General features: G+C 74.1%; 18 protein-coding genes and 1 tRNA gene. 11 read left to right on the forward strand and 8 right to left on the reverse strand.

Annotation, left to right across the window (positions count from 1 at the left end):
* The first annotated feature begins 288 nt into the window (after positions 1–288).
* On the forward strand, positions 289–930 hold the full coding sequence (locus IE313_RS27825; protein WP_189937000.1) for a GNAT family N-acetyltransferase: 642 nt from the start codon (positions 289–291) through the stop codon (positions 928–930).
* 336 nt (positions 931–1,266) lie between these two features.
* On the opposite strand, the gene IE313_RS27830 is transcribed toward IE313_RS27825, so the two are convergent.
* Positions 1,267–2,037, reverse strand: coding sequence for an IclR family transcriptional regulator (locus IE313_RS27830; RefSeq protein WP_189937001.1), 771 nt, complete (start codon positions 2,035–2,037; stop codon positions 1,267–1,269).
* Positions 2,038–2,106: 69 nt separating this feature from the next.
* Here IE313_RS27830 and IE313_RS27835 point away from each other — a divergent pair, with 69 nt between their 5' ends.
* From IE313_RS27835 to IE313_RS27860, 6 genes are read left to right on the forward strand one after another with little or no spacing between them, the layout of a single operon-like run.
* Positions 2,107–3,345 carry an FAD-dependent oxidoreductase gene (locus tag IE313_RS27835; RefSeq protein WP_189937005.1) on the forward strand — a complete coding sequence of 413 codons (1,239 nt, stop codon included), beginning with the start codon at positions 2,107–2,109 and terminating at the stop codon, positions 3,343–3,345.
* A complete protein-coding gene (locus IE313_RS27840) occupies positions 3,342–4,454 on the forward strand; it encodes a cupin domain-containing protein (RefSeq protein WP_189937008.1) in 1,113 nt (370 codons plus the stop codon). The genes IE313_RS27835 and IE313_RS27840 overlap by 4 nt, the downstream gene beginning before the upstream one ends.
* On the forward strand, positions 4,451–5,329 hold the full coding sequence (locus tag IE313_RS27845) for a fumarylacetoacetate hydrolase family protein (protein WP_189937010.1): 879 nt from the start codon (positions 4,451–4,453) through the stop codon (positions 5,327–5,329). Before IE313_RS27840 ends, IE313_RS27845 begins: the two co-directional genes overlap by 4 nt.
* Entirely contained in the window at positions 5,326–6,846 is a 1,521-nt protein-coding gene (locus IE313_RS27850; RefSeq protein WP_189937011.1) for an aldehyde dehydrogenase family protein, read from the forward strand. Before IE313_RS27845 ends, IE313_RS27850 begins: the two co-directional genes overlap by 4 nt.
* Complete coding sequence (locus IE313_RS27855; RefSeq protein ID WP_189937013.1) at positions 6,843–8,525, forward strand: thiamine pyrophosphate-binding protein; 1,683 nt, start codon at positions 6,843–6,845, stop codon at positions 8,523–8,525. Before IE313_RS27850 ends, IE313_RS27855 begins: the two co-directional genes overlap by 4 nt.
* A 50-nt stretch (positions 8,526–8,575) precedes the next feature.
* Positions 8,576–9,940, forward strand: coding sequence for an MFS transporter (locus IE313_RS27860; protein WP_189937015.1), 1,365 nt, complete (start codon positions 8,576–8,578; stop codon positions 9,938–9,940).
* A gap of 638 nt (positions 9,941–10,578) precedes the next feature.
* Here IE313_RS27860 and IE313_RS27865 read toward each other — a convergent pair.
* Positions 10,579–10,652, reverse strand: a tRNA-Pro gene (locus tag IE313_RS27865).
* Positions 10,653–10,801: 149 nt separating this feature from the next.
* On the opposite strand from IE313_RS27865, the gene IE313_RS27870 reads away from it, so the two are divergent.
* Both IE313_RS27870 and IE313_RS27875 read left to right on the forward strand, forming a co-directional pair.
* A complete protein-coding gene (locus IE313_RS27870) occupies positions 10,802–11,515 on the forward strand; it encodes a thiamine pyrophosphate-binding protein (RefSeq protein ID WP_189937017.1) in 714 nt (237 codons plus the stop codon).
* A 161-nt stretch (positions 11,516–11,676) separates the two neighbouring features.
* Entirely contained in the window at positions 11,677–12,588 is a 912-nt protein-coding gene (locus IE313_RS27875) for a transketolase family protein (RefSeq protein WP_189937018.1), read from the forward strand.
* Here IE313_RS27875 and IE313_RS27880 read toward each other — a convergent pair.
* From IE313_RS27880 to IE313_RS27900, 5 genes are all read right to left on the reverse strand, one after another.
* Positions 12,554–14,191, reverse strand: a complete 1,638-nt coding sequence (locus IE313_RS27880; RefSeq protein WP_189937020.1) for an MFS transporter — start codon at positions 14,189–14,191, stop codon at positions 12,554–12,556. The genes IE313_RS27875 and IE313_RS27880 overlap by 35 nt on opposite strands.
* Before the next feature lie 112 nt (positions 14,192–14,303).
* Positions 14,304–14,663, reverse strand: a complete 360-nt coding sequence (locus IE313_RS27885) for an MmcQ/YjbR family DNA-binding protein (RefSeq protein ID WP_189937022.1) — start codon at positions 14,661–14,663, stop codon at positions 14,304–14,306.
* Between the two features lie 396 nt (positions 14,664–15,059).
* A complete protein-coding gene (locus IE313_RS27890; protein WP_189937023.1) occupies positions 15,060–15,494 on the reverse strand; it encodes a roadblock/LC7 domain-containing protein in 435 nt (144 codons plus the stop codon).
* Positions 15,495–15,596: 102 nt separating this feature from the next.
* On the reverse strand, positions 15,597–17,999 hold the full coding sequence (locus IE313_RS35620) for a sensor histidine kinase (protein WP_229925013.1): 2,403 nt from the start codon (positions 17,997–17,999) through the stop codon (positions 15,597–15,599).
* A 658-nt stretch (positions 18,000–18,657) separates the two neighbouring features.
* Positions 18,658–19,863 (reverse strand): MBL fold metallo-hydrolase, encoded by a 1,206-nt coding sequence (locus IE313_RS27900; RefSeq protein ID WP_189937025.1) that lies wholly within the window; start codon positions 19,861–19,863, stop codon positions 18,658–18,660.
* A gap of 298 nt (positions 19,864–20,161) precedes the next feature.
* Here IE313_RS27900 and IE313_RS27905 point away from each other — a divergent pair, with 298 nt between their 5' ends.
* Both IE313_RS27905 and IE313_RS27910 read left to right on the forward strand, forming a co-directional pair.
* Positions 20,162–20,779, forward strand: coding sequence for a carboxymuconolactone decarboxylase family protein (locus IE313_RS27905; RefSeq protein WP_189937027.1), 618 nt, complete (start codon positions 20,162–20,164; stop codon positions 20,777–20,779).
* A gap of 126 nt (positions 20,780–20,905) precedes the next feature.
* Positions 20,906–21,532: a TetR/AcrR family transcriptional regulator gene (locus IE313_RS27910; RefSeq protein WP_189937028.1), complete on the forward strand. Its 627-nt coding sequence runs from the start codon at positions 20,906–20,908 to the stop codon at positions 21,530–21,532.
* Between the two features lie 247 nt (positions 21,533–21,779).
* Here the strand turns inward: IE313_RS27910 and IE313_RS27915 are convergent, their stop codons facing one another.
* Positions 21,780–22,583 carry an SGNH/GDSL hydrolase family protein gene (locus tag IE313_RS27915; protein ID WP_229925014.1) on the reverse strand — a complete coding sequence of 268 codons (804 nt, stop codon included), beginning with the start codon at positions 22,581–22,583 and terminating at the stop codon, positions 21,780–21,782.
* Positions 22,584–22,868 lie beyond the last annotated feature (285 nt).

The raw sequence follows: 22,868 nt of genomic DNA on the forward strand, positions 1-22,868 counted from the left end.
AACAGGCCCAGTGCCCTTGGCTGGGGCACTGGTGAAACCGGCGGCCGAACAGCGCGAACCTCCCGGGACTGCACCGGGGCCACGGCGCTGGGCCTGGTCGGCGCGGTCACCGACTTCCCCGAGGTCAAGCGGATCGTCACCGCGGGCTGACCGCCCCGGCCGCAACGGCGGCATCCGCCGATCCGGCCGACGGCGTGCCGCGTGCGCGGAACCGGGCGCGCGGCGAGATCCGGGCGCGATGCGCGCCCCGGTCCGGGCGGACGGGGCGGCAGAGGTTACCGTGCGGTCATGCTCTCCCCGTACTGGCCCCTGGAGGGGCTGCGCGTCGTCGGCGGTCCCGTGGAACTGCGCTACCCGGTCCCCTCCGACCTCGCGCGGTTCGCGGCGGCGGGTGCCCGGGAACCGTACCTGCCGTCCGTGCCGATGTTCGCGGTCCGGTCCGACACACCGGAGGAGCGGGGACGCCGCACGCTCCAGTACTTCTGGCAGGAGTTCGCCTCCTGGCGTCCCGGGCACTGGGCCCTGTCGCTCACCGTGCTCCACGAAGGAGAGCCGGTCGGCTCCCTCAACGTGCGTGCCCGGGACTTCGCGCAGGTGCGGGAGGTGGCGACGGGCTCCTGGATCTTCGGGGACCGGCGCGGCGCGGGGCTCGGCTCTCGGGCCAGGGCGGCGCTTCTGCATCTGGTCTTCGAGGGGCTCGGGGCCCGGTACGCGCTGTCCACGACGGCGGTGGGCAACGCGGCGTCGCTGCGTGTGTCCGAGAAGCTCGGCTACGAGCGGGACGGCACGGAGCGTGTCCTCGCGGAGGACGAGGTGGTGCCGATGGTCAGGCTGCGGCTGTCCGCGGAGCGCCACAGGGAACGCGCCACCCCCGACGGCCTCCGGGTCGAGGGCCTGGACGCCTGCCGGCCGCTGTTCGGACTGGCCTGAGCCGGGCTCCGGGGCGCCCCTGACCGGACGCCCGAAGCCCTGGAGCAGCCGCACTTCGAGGAACGTTTCCTGCTGTGCTGCGTCGGTCTCGGAGGCAGGCGCCGCCGAGGTCGGCTGGAGCCCCAACGGCGGGAACCGTAGTGGTCGCCGGTGCCGGATCACCGTTTCCACCTGCTGCCCGCCACCCGCATCCCTCGCCCCACGAGCCACCCTCGCCGACTTGCGAGTCGCCAGACGAGATCGACTCGGCGGAACTCCACGAGTACCAGCGAGCGGCCTGAGCTGTGCGGATGTCATATCGGCACCCGCACAGCCGCAGCGGCGGTCGATGCCCGGTCAGCAGACGGTGTGCAGCCGCTCCTCGAAGGTGCGGACCGCGTCGAGCGTGGCGGCACCCAGGCCCGGGGAGGTGCCCATCCGGCCCGACGGGACCACCACGGCCAGCGCGGCGACGGGCGCACCGGTGACGTCGCGCACCGCGGCGGCCACGGCGCAGATCCCCAGCTCCCCCTCCTCGCGGTTGTAGGCGAGCCCGCCGGCGCGGATCTCCGCCAGCTCCGCCTCCAGGGCCGCCCACGAGGTGACCGACGCCTCGGTCTGCCCCTCCAGCTCCCCGTCCGGGTAGCGGCGGTGCAGTTCGACCAGGGGCAGTGCGGCGAGCAGGGCCTTGCCGGCGGCCGTGCAGTGGGCGCGCATGACCTTGCCGGTGCGCAGACCGACCCGTACCGACCGGGTGCCCTCGATGCAGTCGGCGAAGCGCACGTCCCGCCCTTCGAGGATGGACAGGCTGACCGTCTCCCGGGTGCGGTCACGCAGTTCCTCGAGGGCCGGCTGGGCCAGTTGCCGGATGTCGATGCGCCCGGTCGCCGCGAGGCCCGACTCGATGAGGACCGGCCCGGGGCGGTAGGCGCCGTTGGCCTTGTCCTGCACCGCGAACCCGTGGGCGCGCAGCGAGGAGAGCAGTCGGTGCGCGGTGGATCTGGCGACCCCCAGCAGGTCCGCCGCCTCGGCGACCCGCAGCACCCGGCGGTCGCTGAGCAGAGCGAGCAGCCGGAGGGCGTTGTCGACCGAACTGAGGGAACTCGAACCATGCAAGGTATTCGACATAGGGGAATTCTACTCCCGAGTTTCTCGCGAGTCTTCCCAGTACTGGAATTTCTTCCTACAGTCGCCTGCATGATCGACCCCAGCACTCCTCCCGTCATCGTCGTCGGAGCGGGTCCGGTCGGCATGACCGCCGCCGCCGTTCTCGCGCAGGCGGGCATCCCGACCGCCGTCGTGGAGTCCGCTCCGGAACCCCAGCCCGACTGGCGCGCCTCGACCTTCCACGCCGCCACCCTCGAACTGCTGAAAGACATCGGCATCACCGAGCAGATGCACGCCGAGGGCCTGGTCGTGCCCCGGTACCAGTTCCGCGACCGCCGGGAGGGCCTGGTCGCCGAGTTCGACCTCGGGCTGCTCCGCGACGAGACCCCCTTCCCGTACCGCCTGCAGCTCAACCAGCAGCGGCTGGTCCGCTTCCTGCACGACCGGCTGCTCGCGGACCCCCTGGTCCGGCTGCGTTTCGGCACCCGGCTCATCGACCTCAGCACCGACGCCGACGGCGTCGAGGCCACCGTGGAGACGCCCGAGGGCACCGAGCGGCTCCGGGGCGCGTACGTCATCGGCGCGGACGGCGCACGGAGCACGGTGCGCAGGCAACTCGGCATTCCCTTCGAGGGGTTCACCTACCCCGAGCGCTTCCTCATCGTCAGCACCCCGGTCGACATGAGCGCGCAGGTGCCCGGCATCGCCGAGGTCAACTACATCTCCGACCCCGAGCAGTGGCTGTTCATCCTGCGCACTCCCGAGGCCTGGCGGGTGCTCTGGCCGGTGCCGTCCGGCGTCGGCGACGAGGAGGCCACGGCGCCCGAGGGGATGCAGCGCCAGCTTCAGAGCGTCGCGCCGCTCGCCGGCGGCTACCCGATCATCGACCACCAGATCTACCACGTGCACCAGCGGGTGGCCGCGACGTTCCGCAGCGGACGGGCCCTGCTGATCGGCGACGCCGCCCACGTCAACAGCCCCGTCGGCGGTGTGGGGCTCAACAGCGGAATCCACGACGCCATGGACCTCACCCGGCGCCTGGTGCGGATCCTCACCGAGGGAGCCGACGCGGACGCGGAACTCGACGGCTTCGCCCGGTGCCGCCGCCGTATCGCGCTGGAGTACGTCCAGGCCGACACCCAGCGCAACACGGACCGGCTGCGCGAGACGGACGAGGAGACCCGGCTCACCAACCAGCGCGAGCTGCGGGCCCTGGCCGCCGACCCGGACCGCGCCCGCGCCTGGCTGCGCCGGGTGTCCCTCCTGGAGAGCGTGCAGCGGTTCGGCATCGGCACCCCGCACACCGAGCTCGAAGGGACACCGGCATGACCGTCCGCCACGACGAGACGAGCGCACTCGCCTCCTTCTACCAGGACCTGGACGCGGTGGACCTGGCCCCGCTGTGGACCATCACCGAGCAACTGCTCACCCCGCACCCGCAGCCCGCCGCCGTCCCCTGGCTCTGGTCGGCCCGCACCTATCGCCCGCTCGCCACCCGCGCCATCGATCTTGTCCCCGTCGAACGCGGCGGGGAGCGCCGGGTGCTGAGCCTGCGCAACCCCGGCCTCGGCGGCCGGCCCTACGCCGCCGGAACGCTCTGGGGGGCCATCCAGTGCCTCGGCCCGCGCGAGAGCGCTCCGGCCCACCGGCACACGCCCGGTGCCATCCGGTTCGTACTGTCCGGCACGGGCGTGTTCACCACCGTCGACGGCGACCCCTGCGACATGCACCCCGGGGACCTCGTCCTGACGCCCGGCTGGAACTGGCACGACCACACCAACACCGGCGACGGCGACATGCTCTGGTTCGACGGCCTGGACCTGCCGATGATCGAGGCGCTCGACGGCGTGTTCTTCGAGCCCCACCCGGAGTTCACCCAGCCCGCTGCCGGGGAGCACAACCGCTCCGAGCAGCGTTACGCGGGGGATGCGCACCGCCACACCGACGGAGCGGTCTCCACCGCGCTCGACCCCGCCCACTCCCCGCTCCTTGTGTACCGCTGGGCCGACACCGACGCCCGCCTGCGCCGCGCCTCCGCCGCGGCCCCCGACGCACCCTCCATCGCGGTCGAGTACACCAATCCCGAGTCGGGAGCGAGCGTCCTGCCGACGCTGGCCTGCGGGGTGGAGCGCATCCTGGCCGGCCGGGGCACGCTGCCGGTGCGCCGCACGGGCAACCGCATCCACGTGGTCCGGGACGGGACCGGACACAGCGTCATCGACGGCGTCCGCTTCGACTGGGTGCCGGGAGACGCCTTCGTCGTGCCCTCCTGGTCCGCCGTCGAGCACCACGCCGACGACCGGTCCGACCTGTTCACCCTCGCCGACACCCCGGTGCTGCGCGCCCTCGGCATCCACCGCGAGCAGCAGCTCGACACGCCGCAGTTGGTCACCGGCGTCTTCGCCCCGCGCTCCACCTCCCGAAAGGACCACCAGTGAAGCTCGCGCTCTTCGGGGAGAACCGCCTCGGCGTGGTGACCGACGACGGTGCCGGCGGTCTCGTCGATGTGACCGCGGTACTGCCCGCGCACGACCCCGACCCCGTCACCGCGGGCTGGTGGCGCGCCCTGTGCCGGGACTTCCACGCGCTACGCGCCCAACTGGAGGCCGCCGCGAAGGCCGGCCCCGCACTGCCGCTGGACGGGGTGCGGCTCCGGGCACCCGTGCTCAACCCGTCCAAGATCATCGCCTGTGCGTGCAACTACCGCGACCACGTGACCGAGATGCACGACGTGCAGCAGCGCACCCTCGGCCACGTCGAGTCCTGGATGATGGACTTCGACGTCTTCCTCAAGGCGCCGTCGTCGATCAGCGGCCCTGCGGACGACATCGTGTTGCCGGCGGAGGTGGTCGCCGCCGGCCAGGAGATCCACCACGAGTCCGAACTCGTGATCGTGATCGGCTCCGGCGGCCGGGACATCCCCGAGGACACCGCGCTCGACCACGTCCTCGGCTACACCGTGGGCCTGGACATCACCGTCCGCAGCGCCGCCGACCGCTCGCGCCGCAAGAGCTACGACACCTTCTCCCCCATCGGCCCCTGGGTCACCACCGCGGACGAGGCGGGCGACCCCGCGGACTTCCAGATCGACCTGGTACGCAACGGCGACGACCACCGCCAGCACGTGAACACCCGCGACTTCATCACCCCCGTCGCCGCCATCGTCTCCTACGCCTCTCGGATGATGACCCTGCTCCCGGGCGACGTGGTCTTCACCGGCGCTCCCCCCGGGGTCGGCCCGATCCAGGCCGGCGACAGCCTGGAGACGCGGATCAGCCGGCTGGGCGCCATGACCCTGCGGGTCGCCCGATGACCGGCACCGCAGTCGCAGGCGCCGAGGTCCTCATCGGCAACCGCGTCACCCCGCTCACCGCCTCGGCCCGCACCACCGTCCGCAACCCGGCCCGCACCGCCGAGGTCGTCGGCGAGGCCGCGCTCGGCACATCCGCCGACGTCGACGCCGCCGTAGGCGCGGCACACGACGCCTTCGGCCCGTGGTCCACGACGTCCCCGCACGAGCGGGCCGCTGTCCTGCTCGACGCCGTCGCCGAACTCCGCCCGCTCGCCGCGGAGCTGGACCAACTGCTCACCCGCGAACAGGGCAAGCTCCGCTGGGAGTCACGGCTGGACGTGGGCGGAGCCGCCCACATCCTGGAGTACTACACCTCACTCGCCGCCGAGCTCGCCGAGGAGCGCCTGCTGCGCTCCGACTCCCGCGGGGCGGTCTGGCTCGCCCGTCGCCCGATGGGCGTCACAGGCGTCATCGTGCCCTGGAACTCTCCGGTCTACTTGGGCTTCCTCGGCATCGCCCCGGCCCTGATGGCCGGTAACACCGTCGTGGTCAAGCCCTCCGAGCTCGCTCCGCTGGCCCTGCACCGGGTGCTGCGCACGCTCGCCGCGAAACTGCCCGACGGCGTGCTCAACTCGGTACCCGGTACCGGCTCCGCGGGAGCGGCGCTGGTCGAGCACCCCCTGGTCCGCAAGGTCTTCTTCACCGGCTCCATCGAGACCGGGCGGCGGGTGCTGGCCGGTGCCGCAGGCACCCTCAAGCGGGTCAGCCCGGAACTCGGCGGCAATGATCCGGCGCTGGTCCTGGACAGCGCGCGGATCACCGACCAACTGGTCTCCGAACTCGTCCAGGGCGTCTACGGGATGAGCGGGCAGGTCTGCTTCAACGTCAAGCGGATCTATGTGCACCGCAGCCACTACCGGGACTTCACCGACCGCTTCCGGGCAGCCGTGGACGAGATCACCGTCGGCGACGGCCTCGACGAGCGCTCCACCATGGGGCCGCTCAACAACCGGGCCCAGCTCGACAAGGTCGCCGCCCTGGTCGCGGACGCCCGGGCCACCGGCGCCACCGTCCACGAACTGGGACGCAAACTGGACCCGGCGACCTGGCAGCACGGGCACTTCCTGCTGCCCCATGTGGTCACCGACATCGATCCACGTGCCGACCTGGTGACCCGGGAGCAGTTCGGTCCAGCGGTCCCCGTGCTGCCCTTCGACACCGAGGACGAGGCGGTGGCCATGGCCAACGACACCGAGTACGGACTGGCCGCCTCCGTCTGGAGCGAGGACCGAGCACACGCCCGGCAGCTCGCCGGCCGCATCCGCTCCGGCAGCGTCTTCCTGAACGTCCACCGCGTCGGGGCCTCCAGCGTCGACATGCCGTTCGGCGGGTTCAACAGCAGCGGCCTGGGTCGCGGACACGGGCTCCCCGCCCTGGAGGCCTGCACCGAACCGCAGACCGTCGCCGACTGGACCGACACCAGCGGACTACCCGGCCCCGCACCCGCGCGGGCCCGCACCCCCGTGGAGCCGAGATGACCGACCATCCCGACCGCACGGCGGCCGACGCCGTGCTGGAGACCCTGCTGGCCTGGGACATCCGGCGGGTCTTCATCTGCCCCGGAAGCACCGAGGCGGCCTTCCTGGACGCCACCCTGCGCCATCCGGGGTTCGAGGTGGTGCTGACCACCCACGAATCCGTGGCCGTCGCCATGGCCGACGGGTACACGCGGGCGACCGGCGAGCCTGCGGTCGCGTACCTGCACACCCACCTCGGGCTCGCCAACGGCCTCGCCCATCTGGACGCCGCGCGGCTGGCGCACTCCCCGGTCGTCGTCCTCACCGGCCTCAAGCCCTCCACGATCCAGGCCCACGGCGGGTTCACCACCCTCCCGTCGACCGGCGACCTGGCCCGGCCGTTCGTCAAGTGCGCCTGGCAGTCGCCGACCGCGGACACCATCCTCGAGGACCTCACCCAGGCCCTGCGGCTGGCCACCGCCGAGCCCTCAGGACCGGTCTGGCTCGGTCTGAACCAGGACCTGATGGATGCCCCCTGCACCACACCGGTGCCGCCGCCCGCCAGGCACCGCGTCACGGCCCGCGCCGCCCCCGATCCGGACCGCCTGAAGGCCGTGGCCGAGCTGCTGTCGCAGGCCCGCACGCCGGTGATCGTGGCCGGTGCGGAGACGGGCCGGCACCGCGCCACCGCGGACGTGCTGGCGCTGGCCGAGCGGATCGGCGCCGCGGTCTGCCACGAGGACCGCACCGGCTTCGAGCGGTCCGTCGTCCCCACGGACCACCCCCGGTTCGCGGGCTCCTACGCGCCCGGCAACCCCGCCGTGGCAGGGAGCGACCTGCTGCTCTTCCTCGGCTGTCGGTGCTTCGTGGAGTTCGAGACCGGGCGCCCAGCCGCCGTGCCGCCCGGTGCCGCCCTCGTGCAGACGCACACCGACCCGGCCGAACTCGCCCGGGTGCAGGGCGTCGACGAGGCGCTCGTCGGGGACGAGTCGCTGATCGCGCGGGGACTGCTCGCCCTGCTCCCCGAACGCCCCGCAGCAGCGGCGCGGCCCGCGCCGGCCGCCGGCACCGCACCGTCACAGCCGGCCCCGCCGCCCCGCGGTGGGGGTGCCACCCACGCCCTTGAGGCATTGGAGGAGGGCCGTCCGGCCACCGTGGCCGAGGTCGCCGCCGCCCTCGCCGAGGTGGTGGACTCCCGCACCACGGTGGTCGAGGACGCGACCACCTCCGAGGTCGCCCTGCTGGGCGCCCTGCCGCAGACCTCCCCCCACTCCTTCCTCACCTCGTCCTCCGGATCGCTGGGGTGGGGCCTCGGCGCCGCGCTCGGCTACCAGCTCGGCGCTCCGGACCGCCGCGTCGTCGCGGTCCTCGGCGACGGGGTGTTCCAGTTCGGCCCGCAGGCCCTGTGGGTCGCCGCCCGGTACCGCATCCCGGTCACCTTCGTCGTCATCAACAACGGCTCCTACGCCGCCGTGGCAGCCGCCCTGCGCCGCTACGGCGGGCTCGCGGAACGCACCGGCGACTACCCCGGCAAGGACATCTCCGGCGTGGACATCGCCGCCGTCGCCCACGGCTTCGGCCTGGACGCACGGCGACTGCACGACCCCGCCGAGATTCCGGCCGCCGTCAGGCAACTGGCCGGCCGGCCCGCCCTGATCGAGATCCTCACCGACCCGGACGACCTGGGCCCCGCCCGCTAGCACCTCCGCCCCGCCCCGCCCTCTCCCCGTGCAGCCGAAGGAGCCTGACCATGGACGACGAAGTGATCGATGTCCGGGCCGAACTGGACGAGGCCCCACTACGCCCGTTCCACTGGATGCTGGTGGGCCTCGTCCTGCTGGCCATCTGGTTCGACGGCTACGACGTGCTGGCCCCCTCCTACGTCATCCACTACGTCGCCCCTGCCTGGCACCTGGACTCCGCCCAGTCCGGGCTCCTGGTCTCCGCGGGACTGGTCGGCGTGATGCTCGGGGCGCTGGTGCAGGGCATCATCGCGGACCGGTTCGGCCGCCGACCCACCATGATCGGCGGACTGCTGGTCTCCGGCGCCTTCAGCCTGCTCACCGCGGTGTTCGTGGACTCCTACAGCGGCTTCCTCGCGATCCGGGTGGTCACCGGCCTTGGCCTCGGCGTGGTCATGCCGCTGGGCACCGCGTACATCAACGAGTACCTGCCCAGCAAGAGCCGGTTCCGGCTGGCGTCCCTCGCCGCCGCCGGGTTCTCGCTCGGCGCCGTGGGCGCCTCGGTCATCGGGGTGCTGTTCACCGTGCACCACGGCTGGCAGGTGCTGTTCTACGTGGGCTCCGGGGCGGGCGTGGTCGGCCTGGCGTTCCTCGCCGTGTTCCCGGAGTCCGCCGAGTACCTCGCGGCGCGCGGCCGCACCGCCGAGGCGGCCCGGCTGCTGAGCCGGGTGCGGCCGGAGCGCGCGGCCGCCTACCGCGAGGGCGTCTTCGCGGTGGTCCGTCCGGAAGCCGGGCGCGCTGCGCGGTCGCGCGAGGACTGGTTGCTGCCGCTCCGCCCGCCGTACCTGCGCACCACCGTCGGGCTGTGGCTGTCGGCGTTCCTGCTGCTCTTCGTCAACTACGGACTGTCCACCTGGACGCCCAACCTGCTGGTGGAGCGGGGCGACAGCTTCTCGCTGGGCTTCGGCACCGGCGCCGCACTGCACAGCCTGCCGTTCCTCGGCGGCATCCTCTGCGGCTACGTCGCCGACCGCCGGCTCGGACGGCGGGGCAGCCTCGCGGTGTGGTGCACGGTGGGCGCCCTGGCGACGGTGAGCGTCATCCTCACGCACAACCCGTTCGTCATCGTCGCGGTGACCACCGCATCCGGGTTCTTCCTGATCGGCAGCCAGTTCATGCTGAACAACACGTGCGCCATGTCCTACCCCGTCCGGGCGCGCGGCACCGGAACCGGGTACATGCTCGGCTTCGGACGACTCGGCGGCATCCTCGGCCCCTGGATCGGCGGAGCCGTGCACGGCGCCTGGGGGACCGACGCGACCTTCATCGTGATCGCCGTCGCGGGCGCCCTCACCGTGGCGACCAGCTCGGTCATGGCGCCCCCGAAGGACGCCGCCGCGTCCAGCCGCGCAGCGCAGACCGTTCCCGCATGACCCCGCGCTACGGGCCCGGTCCGCCGCTGAGGAGCGGCGGGCCGGGCCCATGTGGCACCTCACCCCGAATCCACCGGTCCGGTCCCGGCTTGATCGTTCTGGTGGGTCAGGGATGAGGCCCAGTCCGAGGGCGTGAGGTATCCGCTGGTCGGCCCAGCTCTTCCACGTCAGTGACCGGTCGGGTCCTCGCCGGGCGAGGTGGTCAGGGTCGGTCAGCGGGCCGGTGGTGCGTGGGCGGCGTCGAAGAACGCGGTGAAGGAGTGCTGGCCGTGCCACCGCTTCGGGCAGGTGGGGGACATCCGTCACACCACCCGCCGCGTCCGGATCCTGGGCACCACCCCGCACCCCACTCCCCTGGGGAGCGACCCCGACCAGCACGGACAGCGCAAGCCCATGACCAGAACCCCACCCGAACGACGGGGACCAGCGGCGACCACGAGACCACAAACCGGGCGCAAACGTGAATACGTAAGCAAGAAACTGAATATGCCCGCATCAGCCCCGGAGCGGGGGCAACCGGTCAAGGGGACACCGGGAGCACACCCCTACTCCCCCGCTCCCGCCCGGGAGCGAGCGAAAAACAGCGAGGGCCGTTCAAAGAACGGCCCCTCACCTGCGACTTTCGATTGTTCGAAAAGTCGGGACGACAGGATTTGAACCTGCGACCCCTTGACCCCCAGTCAAGTGCGCTACCAAGCTGCGCCACGTCCCGTTGCTCGTCTGACCTGGGCTTCCCCGTGCCGAACGCGCACGGAAACCATACCGCACTCACGACCGTGGTCGCGCATCCCTTTCCAGGGGTGGAAGCGCTCCGCAGTCGCCGCTTGACTTGAAGTGCTGTTGAGGTTGCACGCTCCCCGTATGACGACGACAGCGGAAGAGCACGGCCCGAAAGCGTACGGGTACGAGGATCTGTCCGCCCTGATGGGGCTGATGACGGGTGACGAGAAGCACGGCCCTGCGGCCACCTCCACCCTCGATGCCCTGTGGGTTCTCTACGACCGGGTGCTGCGGGTCTCCCCCGCCGCGGTCGACGACCCGGGCCGCGACCGGTTCCTGCTCTCCAAGGGCCACGGCCCGATGGCCTACTACGCGGTGCTCGCCGCCAAGGGCTTCGTGCCCGTGGCCTGGCTGCCCGGCTTCGGCTCGTACGACTCGCCGCTCGGCCACCATCCGGACCGGGTGCTGGTGCCCGGTGTGGAGATCGCCAGCGGTTCCCTGGGACACGGGTTGCCGATCGCCGTCGGTACGGCGCTGGGGCTGCGGGTACAGGGCCGTACCGACCCGGCGGTGTGGGTGCTGGTGGGCGACGCGGAACTGGACGAGGGCAGCAACCACGAGGCGATCGCCTTCGCGGCCCCCGCGGGCCTGGAACGCCTGCACACGGTCCTGATCGACAACGCCTCCGCCAGCCACGGCACAAGCGGCGGCAGCGCAGCCCGTTTCGAGGCCGCCGGGTGGTCGACGCGGCTCGTGGACGGACGGGACCACGCGGCGCTGTACGCGGCCTTCACCGCGCCGCACCCCGGGCGCCCGCTTGCGGTCATCGCCCGGGTCGAGCCGAAGGACGGCTGATCCGGTGATACCGGCGGCGGGCCGGTGCGCGCCGCCGCTCCCCCGGCCCCGGCTGCTCCGGCTCTTCGCCCCGGGTCCGCGGCTCCGGTCGTCCGAGTCCGCTCCGCTCGTTTCCCGCTCCTCCTCCGCCACCCGACCGTTTCGGAAGGACACCTCCCGCCATGGACACCATGCGTGACCGGTTCGCTCCCACCATGTCCCGGATCCTGGACGAGGATCCACGGGTCGTCGTCGTTCTCGCCGAGATCGGCAGGGACGGTTTCACGGAGGCCGCCCGCGCCCACCCCGATCGTGTGATCAATGTCGGCATCCGTGAGCAGTTGCTGGTCGGCGCCGGTGCGGGCCTGGCGCTCGCGGGGCTGCGGCCGGTCGTCCACACCTTCGCCAGCTTCCTGGTGGAGCGGCCCTTCGAACAGGTGAAGCTCGACTTCGGCCACCAGGGCCTCGGTGGGGTGCTGGTCAGCGCGGCGGCGTCGTTCGACTGGCCCGCGGGCGGCTTCACCCACATGTCACCGGGCGATGTGGCGCTGATGGACACGCTGGACGGCTGGACCGTGCATGTGCCCGGTCATCCCGACGAGGCGGAGACCCTGCTCGGGCATGCGGTGGCGGCGGGCGACGAGAAGGTCTACGTCCGGCTGTCGGTGCAGCAGAACACATCGGGACGGGACGTGGACGGGGCCCGCTTCCTGCCTGTCCGTACCGGTGGGCGGGGGGTGGTGATCGCGGTCGGACCGATGCTGGACCAGGTTCTGGCCGCCACGGACGGGCTCGACACGACCGTCCTGTACGCCACGACCATACGGCCCTTCGACGCGCAGGCGGTGCGCCGTGCGACGGAGTCGGCGGGCACCGACGTGGTGGTCGTGGAGCCCTGTCTGGCGGGTACCTCCACGGCCGCGGTCAACGACGCGCTGGCCGACCTGCCACACCGGGTGCTCGGCCTTGGTGTGGGACGGCGTGAGCTGCGCCGCTACGGCGGGATCGAGGAGCACCTGGCCGCGCACGGCCTCACCGCCGGACCGCTGCGGGAGCGGATCACCGGCTTCCTGGGCCCGGCGGCTCGGGTGTGACGGGCCCGGTGGTGCCCGCACCGGCCGGCTCCGTACCGCGGACCGCCAGTGCGCCGGGTGCCGCGGGCCGCGCGGGGACCGCGGTCGTGCCCCGGGCGCCGGGGGCGCGGCGCGGCGCGGTGGTGCCCGCGTCGTCCGCGTCACCCGCGCCACGGGGCCGTGCGGCACCGGGCCCGGGTGCGTAGTGCGACAAGGACTGGTCCACGCGGACCAGGTTGCGTATCGCCGGTACCGAGAGCAGTGCGACGGCGACGAGCAGGGTCACCAGGCCGCCGGCGAGCAGTACGTGACCGGTGCCGAAGACCCCGGCCGCGGGGCCGGCGAGGGCCTGGCCGACCGGCATCATCGCCAGGGAGCCCGCGACGTCGTAGGCGTGGATGCGGTTGAGGACGGCGGGCGACACCTGCGTCTGGACGCTGGTCGCCCACATCACGCCCCAGAACGACATGCCGATGCCCGCGACGGCGGCGCCGGCCGCCATGGCGGCGACTCCGAGCTGGGCGCCGACGGCGGCCGGGAAGAGCGCGTAGAGGAACAGGGCGAGCGATCCGGCGCGCAGCATCCGGCGCGGGCGGGCCCGGAGCGCGGCCAGACCGCCTACCACGGTGCCCGCGCCGAGGGCGGAGTTGATCAGGCCGTAGGCCCGCGGCCCGTGCTCCTGGACGACCTGGGTGGCGACCAGGGGGACCGTGGGCCCCGAGGCGCCGATCATCAGCACGCACCAGATGGCGATGACTCCCCAGAGCCAGGTGCGCGATCCGAACTCCCGCCAGCCCTCGACGAGATCCGCCCGGAACCCGGTGGTGCGCTCCGGGGTGCCGGGCGCGGTCGAAGGCAGCCGGAGCAGCATCAGGCACAGTGCGCTGAGGGCGTAGGTGGCGGCGTGGGCGGCGAAGACGCCGCCGGGTGAGGCGAACGCGACCAGCAGGCCCGCGAGCGCCGGGCCCGCGAGTTGGGAGGTGGACTCGGCGATGCGTATGGCGCCGTTGGCCGCCTGAACGTCGGCGGCGAGGCGGGGCACGGTGCTGGCCACGCCGGGCTGGAAGACGGCGGAGGCCGCGCCGTTGACCGCGCCGATGGCGCAGACCTGCCAGAGGACGACATGGCCGGTGAAGAAGAAGACGGCCGCGAGCGACTGGCTGACCAGACGGACCAGATCCGCGCCGATCATCAGACCGCGGGCGCCGAGCCGGTCGGCGAGGACGCCGCCGAAGATCACGAGCCCGGCGAAGCAGGCCACCGAGGAGGCCATCGCGAGGCCGACCGCGCTTGCGCCGTAGCCGTGTTCGAGCAGGCCCGCCGCGAGGGCCACCGGCAGCATGGTCTCCCCGAGCTTGGCCAGGGCGCGTGCGGCGAAGAACAGCCCGAAATCCCGCGACCAGAGCCGCCTCGGGTGGTCGGCGTGCTCCTCACGCCGCGAGCCGGAGGCACCGCTTGTGCGGGAGCTCCTGCCTGCCGGCAGGCCGCCACCCGGCCGACTGCCTTCCGGCCGCCCCCCGGGCTGCGACCCGCCGCCGGTCCTGGCCCGGGCCGGCCGGGTGCTGCCGGAGCCCGGATCGTCCGGGCGCGGTGTCCCCCGGTGTGCCGCTCCCTGTCCCGTCATGACCTGCGGTGCCCTCCCCCCGTGAGCCCCGGCCGCCCTGCGCGTGCCGCGCTCTGCACCTGCTCTGCGGATCATGCCATGCGGCACTGACAACGCATCCGGACCACCGGCCTCAGGCGCTGCCCGGCACGCCCAACTCCGGGTGGGCGTCAAGCAGACGGGGCGGGGCCGCCTGGCGCCAGGAGTCGGCGAGGATGTCGCGCAGCTCTGCCCGGTTCTCCAGCGCCGCGAGGCGCACCCGCACCCAGGCGAAGCCGGCCTCGTGACCGGCGACCCAGAACTTCTCCGGTTCGGCGAGGACGAGTTCGCCCCGTTCCTCCTTGGGGCAGCGCACCGCTATGGACGTCTCGTCCTCGGGCAGGGTGGCGAACATCTTTCCCGCGACCCGGAAGGTGGGCATGCTCCACGCCGTCTTCTCCGCCGTGTCCGGCAGGGAGAGGGCGATATGGCGTACGTCGTCGGCGTCTGGCATGCGACGAACCGTAGCCAACGCCACTGACATTGACATTGCCAGGCAGGTTCCGGTGGTTGTGCCCCTGCCGTGGACCGGCGTCATGCCGGGCTGCGGGGGCCGGTCGGCGCGCGGGCACCGTGCCGGGGCCGCGCCGCCCATGCGGGGGCCGCGCCGCCTGTGCGGGGGCCGCATGCACGTGCCGGCGGGCCAGGACCCGGCGGAGGCGGCTGAGGCGGCATGGGCGGCGCGGCGTCGGCGGGCGGGCCAGAACCCGGCGAGGCAACGGGCCGGAAGCCCGGCGCCAGGACGCACCGCGGCCCCGGGCTGCGGGTCCGGGCCCGTGCCGCCGCCACGCCCAGGGCCGCACCACTCACGACCGCACCACTCACGACCACCCGCTCACGACGGCACCACTCACGGCCGCACCGCCGCGGGCCGGGCGGCGGCCGGCCGCGGTGGGGCCGCCAGGTGCGGCCGGACGGCGGTGGCCACGGTCGTCATCTCGTATCCCAGTGCGGTGGGGTCGGCCGCCTGCCCGGCGAGGACGGCCAGGCAGGCGCCGGGGTCGGCGGTTGAGACGAAGAGCAGCGTGGAGTCGAGCTCCACGACCACCTGGCGGACCGTGTCGCCGCCGCAGAGCCGCGTGCCCGCGCCGCGGCCGAGCCAGTAGAGCCCGCAGGCCACCGCGGCCAGGTGGTCGGCGCGGTCGGTGTCGATCCCGTGCGCGGCCTTCACCAGCCCGTCCGAGGACAGCAGCACCGCACTGCGGGTGTGCGGCACACGCTGGACCAGGTCGGCCATCAGCCGGTCGAGGGCACGGGTACGGCCGGTCGGCGCGTCGCTCGGCATGGGGGAACTCCTCGGGTGCGAAGGACCGCGTGAGCGGGTGGGCGGGGAAGGGGCGGCAGGGGGCTCGCTGACCGCGGTGCGGGAAAGGGGGTGGACGGGCCGTCAGGCCCCGTCCGACCGCGCGCCGGAGGGCCGGCCGGCCTCCCTGCGCGCCGTGCCGAGGCCGATGCCCCGCCGGAAGGCGGCCATCAGCTCCGGGTTGGGCCCGGTACCGCCCACGGTGGCCGACCGATCGGACGGCCCGCTCCGCAACTGCGGTGCCAGGTGCTCCTGGGCTCGGCGCCGGGGCAACCGCGGGTGGCCGGGGCGGCTCTCGCCCGTGGTCCCCCCTCCGGCCGGGCCGGAGGCGGGGACCGCCGGCCCCCGTGCGGGCGCCGGCGGCGGTGCGGTCGGCGCCGGCGGCACGGGACCCTGCTGCCACCCGACGGGCCCCTGCGCGCCCTCCTCCGGCCCCGGCACAGGCCCGGCCGACCTCGGAACAGGCCCCGGCCGGTGCCCGGGCGCGGCTCCGTACACGCATGCGGGCGCAGGGGCGGGCGCGGGCACGGACGCGGGCAGGGACCCGCGTGTAGACCCGGACGCGGGCACGGCCCCGGACTCCGGCGTGGAAGGCGATACGGGTGCGGGTGCGGACCCGGACACCGGCGTGGACGGCGATACGGGTACGGGTGCGGACAGAGACGCGGACGCAGCCTCGGACGTCGACACAGCCGCGCAGGTGGCCGCGAACGCAGCCGCAGCCCCGGACGCCGACACAGCCGCGCGCGCGGCCGCAGCCCCGGACGCCGACGCAACCCCGGACGTAGCCGCAACCCCGAACGTCGACACGGCCCCGGACGCCGACGGAACCCCGGACGTAGCCGCAACCCCGGACGTCGACACGGCCTCGGACGTGGCGCGGGGACGCGCCGCCGTTCCCGAGCCCCCGCGCGCCGGTCCCTGTGACGGCGCTGCGCCGTGCAGCGGTGCGGATGCCTCGGCGCCGTGTTCGCGCGCGGTGTCGTCCGCCGCCGGAACGCCGGTACGCGTGTGCGCGGCCCGGTCGGCATCCGCCTGCCCTGCTCCGCCCTGCCCGGCCCCGCCACGCCGGGGGCCGGGCCCGGACGTGCCCGTGCCGCCACCGGTGACGGCCGGCGCGGCCGGCGCGGCCGTCAGCGGGTCCTGGACGGCCCTGGGCCCGGCCGCCCGGGGTGACTCCGTGCCCAGGAGGGCGCACGGCAGGACCAGGACGGCCTGGATACCGCCGTAGATGTTGCTCTGCAGGCGGACCGAGATGCCGTGCCTGCGGGCCAGCCTGGAGACCACGTAGAGGCCGGTGCGTCCGCTGCGCAGCAGCCGGGTCGCGTCGGCACGTACGGGGTCGGAGAGCAGCAGGTTCATCCTGACCTGCTCGGGAGCGGGCATGCCGAGGCCGCGGTCCTCCACCTCGATGGCGAGGCCGGCGGTGACGGCGGCGACGCGCAGCAGGACGGGGGTGCCGGGCGCGGAGAACACCGTGGCGTTCTCGACGAGTTCGGCGAGCAGGTGGGCCACGTCGGCGACGGCGTGACCGCGCACCGAGCCGTCCGTCGGCGGTACCAGCATGACCCGCGGGTACTGTTCGACCTCCGCCACGGCCGAGCGCAGCACCTCGACGACGGGCACCGGCCTGCTCCACCGGCGGCGGGGAGCGGCGCCGCCGAGCACGGCGAGGTTCTCGGCGTGCCGCCGCATCCGCGTGGCCAGGTGGTCCACCTGGAAGAGGCCGCCGAGCAGGTCGGGGTCCTCGATGTCGTGCTCCAGGGTGTCGAGGACCGAGATCTCCCGGTGCAGGAGGGACTGCATGCGCCGGGCCAGGTGGACGGAGACGTCGACGGTGTGCGCGAGCTGCGCCGCGTCGGCGGCCACCGGCGCCCTGCCGCCGACCGCGCCGGGCAGGGCCCTCGTACCGCGGTCGGCCGGTGCTCCGTCCGCGCCGTTGGTGCCGGGGCCGCCCCCCGCGGTGCGGGCAGTCCGGGCGGCCCGCAGCACGGCGGCGAGGGCGGCGCCGTGTGCGCGATCCAGTTCCCCGGCCAGCCGGTCGAGCTCGTCGATCGAGCGGCCCGGCAGGGCCGTCCCGGACGGCGCGGGAGCGGACGGGGAAGCGCCGTGCCGCAGCGACTCGACCAGCTCGTGCAGCTCGGCCTGGCCGCGCGCGGTGACCCGGCGCAGCGCGACGATACGGCCGGTGAGGGCCGCCGCCACCCGGTGCGCGGCCACCGCTGCGACGGCCGGCGCGGCCAGGGTCACGGCGGCCGCCCCGATGAGCACGCCCCGGAGTGCGCCGCCGCTCCCTGTGGCACGGGCGGCGGCCAGGGCGACGAGAAGGCCGCCGAGCGCGACGGCAGTGGCCGGCAGCACGGCGAGGCAGAGCAGGCGGGCGCGTATGGCCAGGGGCGGCCTTCCGGCGCGCCAACCGGGCCTGCCGTGCCTGCCGCCGCCCTCACGGCGGTCGGCGGGTCGGGCCGGGGCGGGAACGTGCGGCATCGCGGTCCTTCTGTGAGTGGTCCACGCCAGGTCGGCGGTGGCGGAGCATCGGTGCTCGCACGGCGCAGTGCGGGCGTACTGCGCCGTCTGTGCCGGCAGGCAGGCACGCTGTGCGACCCTGCGCAATCCGGCGACCACTCACGGTAGTTGGATGTGCCGCTCCCATGGCGCACTGTTCACGAAGTCCGGTGCATAACGCCCCCCTGTGGTATGAGTCCTCGTACATCAGGCCGATGCCCGTATCGAAGGCATCATCGAAAACGGCGGCATCCTGCGCATCAGAGGCAACACAGGTCGACAAGGGCCTCGAAATGCGTGCCTCCCCACCCCGGGAGGCGCACGCCTGCGCCCCGAAGGCGCACACCCGCCCGGTCCGCGGCCCAGGTCGTACGGGCCGGGACCCGCAGCCCGGGTCGTGCAGGCCGGGACCCGCAGCCCCGCCGCGGGCCAGTCCTCACTACCGCACCCCGTGCCGAGCCCCGCTCCCCACACCGGGCAGCATGCCTCGCAACCGCACCGCGGACCATGCCGCGCAACCGCACCGCGGACCGGCTCCTGGCGCCGCCCCCGCAGACCCGGGTTCCCGGCCGCGCCGCGGACCCGGGCCGGGGTCCGCTTCCGGTCCGGTCCGCGGGAGCGGACCGGGATCCGCCTCCGCTCAGCCGACGGCCGGGGCCGCCTCCGGCTCGCCGGTGCCCTCGGTCGGGCTGCCCGCCCGGTCCGGGGCGCCCTCGGTGGTGGGCCAGCCGCCTTCCGGCGCCTTGGCGACCTTCCGCCACCAGGGCTCGGACGGCAGCCCCGCGGCAGTGGGCTCGAAGGGCTCACCCGGCCGCGGCAGCGCCGCACGTGCGCCGGCCGCACGCGCCGCCGCGAGCGTGCCCTCGCCCGGCTCGGCCCACGGGTGCGGCGCCAGATTGAAGGTGCCCCAGTGGATCGGCAGCATGACACCGGCCGGGTGGCCGCCCTGGAGGTCGAGGTGCGCCTGCATCCCCTCCTGCGGCGTCATGTGGATGTCGGGCCAGAACTCGCTGTAGGCGCCGATCTGGATCATGGTGGCGTCGAAGGGGCCCTGTTCGGCGCCGATGTCCCTGAAGCCGGGGAAGTAGCCCGTGTCGCCGCTGTGGTAGATCCGGTGCTCGTCGCCCACGACGGTCCACGACGCCCAGAGGGCGTGCTGCTGGTTGCGCAGGCCGCGGCCGCAGAAGTGCCGGGCCGGGGTGGCGGTGAGCGTCAGGCCCGCGACCTTGGTGGACTCCTGCCAGTCCAGTTCCCGCAGCCGGTCCTCGGGCACCCCCCAGCGCTCCAGGTGCGCACCCACCCCGAGCGGCACCGCGAAGACCGTGCCGGTGCCGGCCAGCGCCTTTATTGTGGGCAGGTCCAGGTGGTCGTAGTGGTCGTGCGAGATCACCACGGCGTCCACCGGGCCCAGCGCGGCCAGCGGCAGCGGCACCGGGTGCAGCCGTTTGGGGCCGATGAACGAGAACGGTGAGCAGCGATCGCCCCAGACCGGGTCGAAGAGCACCCGGCCTCCGTCGATCTCGGCGAGAACGCTGGAGTGGCCCATCCACGTCAGCCGCAGGCCCGACACCGGCGGGGCGGCGAGGGCGGCGGCCGTGCCGTCGTGCACGGGCACCGGGCCGCGGGGCGCGCGGCGGGACCGCTTCTCCTTGTCGACATAGGTACGCGCCAGCTCCAGGACCGAAGCGGAGGGGCGGGTCCGCGCTCCGACGGGATTGCGGAACGAGCCGTCCGCGAAGTTGGGCGAGCTGCGGATGCGCTCGAGCCGGGAACCGGCCGGATCCGCGCCGAAGGCGGCGGGCCTCAGCGCGCGTAGCCCGGAGCTCAGGGAACGGGAACCGGTCACAGCGCCTCCTGATCGATCGGAACGGCCCTCGGGGGGAACTCGTCCATTGCGGACCTCCTGTGCGCCGCCGCTCGTCGCCTGCGGCGTCCGCACGGCAGCGGTACTTCCATTATGTGTTGCTCGGGTGACAGCGCCTCGGTGCGGAGGTTCCTGTGCCGGGTGAGCGGACACCCGGGGGCGGTGGATGTCCGGCCCGCGTCCCGGCGGACGCCGCACCGTCCCGGCGGATGTCACATCCACGGCGGCCAGGTCCGTCGTAACGGTGACAACGCACCGTATGCCCAGGAGGTGGACCTTCATGGCCCGCATATCGCTCACTCCGCGCCGCACCGTCTTCTTCCGCATCATGGAGTGGTACTCGCGGCGCGCCTACGGAAAGGTCCTCGACCCCGGCAAGGCCATGGCGCACAACCCGCGGGTGCTCTGGAGCCAGCTCCGTTTCGAGCAGTCCCTCGGGAAGTGGAACAGGCTCGATCCGGACCTCAAGACGCTCGCGGAGATGGCGTCGGCGGCGGCGATCGGCTGCTCCTGGTGCATGGACTTCGGGTACTGGGTCGGCCACGGCAGGGGAATTGCTCCCGAGAAGCTTCGCTCGGTGCCGGTGTGGCGGGACAGCGAGGCGTACTCGCCGCTGGAGCGCGACGTCATGGCCTACGCGGAGGCCGTGAGCGCCACGCCGCCGCAGGTGACGGACGAGCTGGCGGACCGGCTGCGCGGGCGGCTCGGCGAGCCGGCGTTCGTCGAGCTCACGGCGATGGTCGCGGTGGAGAACCTGCGCTCGCGGACGAACGCGGCGCTCGGGCTGACCAGCCAGGGCTTCAAGGACACCTGCGACCTGCGGGACCGCGCCGCGGGCGCAGGCGCAGCCGCGGGCGGCGGCCCGTCCGCGGGCTCCGGGCGGGGCACCGCCGGATGACCGCGGTCCCGACCCCGCGCTCCCCGGGCCAGGTCCCGCCCCGCGGTTCCCGCCCGTCCCGACCCGGGGCGGCGGGGGCGCGGGCTCGGCTACCTGGGGTCACCGCCAAGCAACTAGGGTGACCGGGTGGCGAGAGAGCGGTTGAGTGTGGCGGAGCGGCGCCAGGAGCTGCTGTGCGCCACCGTGGAGCAGATCGAGGCGCGCGGGGTGGACTCCGTGCGCATCGGTGACATCGCCGCGGCCCTCGGTGTCAGCAACGCACTCGTGCTGTACCACTTCTCGACCAAGGAGAAGCTGGTCGCCGCGGCGTTCGCGCACGCGGCGGAGCGGGACCTGGAACGGCTCGGCAGGCTGATGCGGCGGCGCACCACCGCGGTGCGGCGGCTGCGGGCAGCGGTGCGCTGGTACGCGCCGATCCGGCCCGCCGATGGCTGGCGGCTGTGGATCGAGGCGTGGGCGGCGGCGCTGCGCGAGCCCGCCCTGCGGGCCGTGGCCCGGGACCTGGACCGGCAGTGGAAGGCCGCCCTGACGGAGGTGATCGCCCAGGGCGTGGCGGCGGGCGAGTTCCGCTGCCCGGACCCCACGATCGCCGCGCAGCGGCTGACGGCCCTGCTGGACGGTCTCGCCGTGCAGGTGACGGCCTACGGCGGCGCGCTGTCGCAGGCGCGGGTGCGCCAGTGGGCGGACGAGGCCCTCGCCAGGGAGCTGGACCTGGACCGCACGGCGCTCACGGCCGCGGCCGCCAGGCGCTGAGCCGCCGGACCGGGGCCGGGCCCGTGCCGCCGGCCCCGTGCGCCCGGCCCCGGTCCGGCGCAGGCCGCCACCCGAGCGCCCGCGGCGCACGCCGCCGTCCCGCTGCGCGCCCGCCCCGCTCGCCCGTCGCGTGTCCGCATACCCTCCGCCGCCCGCCGCCGCCCCTCTGTCCCGGGCCGTCGTCCGGGACCGCGCAGCCGTCGTCCGCGCCCGCGCCGTCCCCGTCCGGTACCGCCCCGCAGGTCGCCTACGGAAGCGGCAGCAGGTCCGGCCGCTTCGCCCTCGCGTGGTCTCCCGACGACTCGCCGCGCAGGCGGCGCCCTATCCACGGCACCAGGTACTCGCGCGCCCAGTGGAGGTCGTCGCGGCGCAGTTCGATGACGCCGCGCGGCGGCTGCGGGGGCCAGGGCCGGTCCGGGTCGCCCGGCACCTCCAGGCCGAGGATCTGGCCCGCCCGCAGCGCCACCCGGACATGGCCCTCGGTCGACAGGTGCAGCCGGTCGTCGACCCAGGCCCGCCGGTCCTGGACGGACTTGAACGACCACAGGTCGAGGACGGGGCATCCGTACCGGTCGGCTATGGCGCGGACATGGCCGTTGTAGGTGGCGATCTTGCCGCGCAGCCGGCGCAGGACGGGCACGCCCCGGGTGTCGAACCCGGTGGTCACCATGACCGTGCCGACCGCGGAGGCCAGCTCGGCGACGGCCTTCTCGAAGCGCTCGGCGACGTCGTCCGGGTCGGTGCCGGGGCGGATGATGTCGTTGCCGCCCGCGCAGAAGGTCACGAGGTCGGGGGCGAGTTCCCTGGCCCGCGGAACCTGGTCCGCGACGATCTGGTCCAGGAGCTTGCCGCGCACGGCGAGATTGGCGTACCGAAGGCCGTGTCCCGGCACACGCTCGTCGAGCATGACCGCCAGCCGGTCGGCCCAGCCGATGAAGCGGCCGCCGGGTCCCGGGTCCCCCACGCCCTCGGTGAAGCTGTCGCCGAGGGCCGCGTAGGAGCGGATCACCCCGGTACCGGAAGGTCTGAAAGATGTCGACGTCTCTGCCACGTCGCATCATCCTCCGCCTCGTCCCCCGACCTACGCGACCGTAGCCAGGGGTTGACGGCAGGTGAGATGCGCCACCGTGCCGTACGCCCCGGCCGCGGCCCGCGAGCACCGGACGCGACACGGCCGACGGCAGACGGCCGGTCGGGGCAAACAGGCAACGGGCAACGGGCAACGGGCAACGAAGAGCAGAGCAGGGGCCCACCGTCCCCTGGTGGGCCCCTGCTCGGGGAGTCCGCAGTCATGGAGTCCGCGGACCCGGGGACCACGCGGGGCCCCGGGGTTCTT

Origin of the sequence: Streptomyces sulfonofaciens, assembly GCF_014656295.1 — a bacterium.
Lineage (GTDB): Bacteria > Actinomycetota > Actinomycetes > Streptomycetales > Streptomycetaceae > Streptomyces > Streptomyces sulfonofaciens.

Excerpts from the sequence above, each read along its gene's own strand:
- IE313_RS27880 (WP_189937020.1), bottom strand. The coding sequence starts at position 14,191 with ATGACGGGACAGGGAGCGGCACACCGGGGGACACCGCGCCCGGACGAT.
- IE313_RS27840 (WP_189937008.1), top strand. The coding sequence starts at position 3,342 with ATGACCGTCCGCCACGACGAGACGAGCGCACTCGCCTCCTTCTACCAG.
- IE313_RS27830 (WP_189937001.1), bottom strand. The coding sequence starts at position 2,037 with ATGTCGAATACCTTGCATGGTTCGAGTTCCCTCAGTTCGGTCGACAAC.
- IE313_RS27825 (WP_189937000.1), top strand. The coding sequence starts at position 289 with ATGCTCTCCCCGTACTGGCCCCTGGAGGGGCTGCGCGTCGTCGGCGGT.
- IE313_RS27905 (WP_189937027.1), top strand. The coding sequence starts at position 20,162 with ATGGCCCGCATATCGCTCACTCCGCGCCGCACCGTCTTCTTCCGCATC.
- IE313_RS27850 (WP_189937011.1), top strand. The coding sequence starts at position 5,326 with ATGACCGGCACCGCAGTCGCAGGCGCCGAGGTCCTCATCGGCAACCGC.
- IE313_RS27885 (WP_189937022.1), bottom strand. The coding sequence starts at position 14,663 with ATGCCAGACGCCGACGACGTACGCCATATCGCCCTCTCCCTGCCGGAC.
- IE313_RS35620 (WP_229925013.1), bottom strand. The coding sequence starts at position 17,999 with ATGCCGCACGTTCCCGCCCCGGCCCGACCCGCCGACCGCCGTGAGGGC.
- IE313_RS27855 (WP_189937013.1), top strand. The coding sequence starts at position 6,843 with ATGACCGACCATCCCGACCGCACGGCGGCCGACGCCGTGCTGGAGACC.
- IE313_RS27835 (WP_189937005.1), top strand. The coding sequence starts at position 2,107 with ATGATCGACCCCAGCACTCCTCCCGTCATCGTCGTCGGAGCGGGTCCG.
- IE313_RS27860 (WP_189937015.1), top strand. The coding sequence starts at position 8,576 with ATGGACGACGAAGTGATCGATGTCCGGGCCGAACTGGACGAGGCCCCA.
- IE313_RS27875 (WP_189937018.1), top strand. The coding sequence starts at position 11,677 with ATGGACACCATGCGTGACCGGTTCGCTCCCACCATGTCCCGGATCCTG.
- IE313_RS27870 (WP_189937017.1), top strand. The coding sequence starts at position 10,802 with ATGACGACGACAGCGGAAGAGCACGGCCCGAAAGCGTACGGGTACGAG.
- IE313_RS27890 (WP_189937023.1), bottom strand. The coding sequence starts at position 15,494 with ATGCCGAGCGACGCGCCGACCGGCCGTACCCGTGCCCTCGACCGGCTG.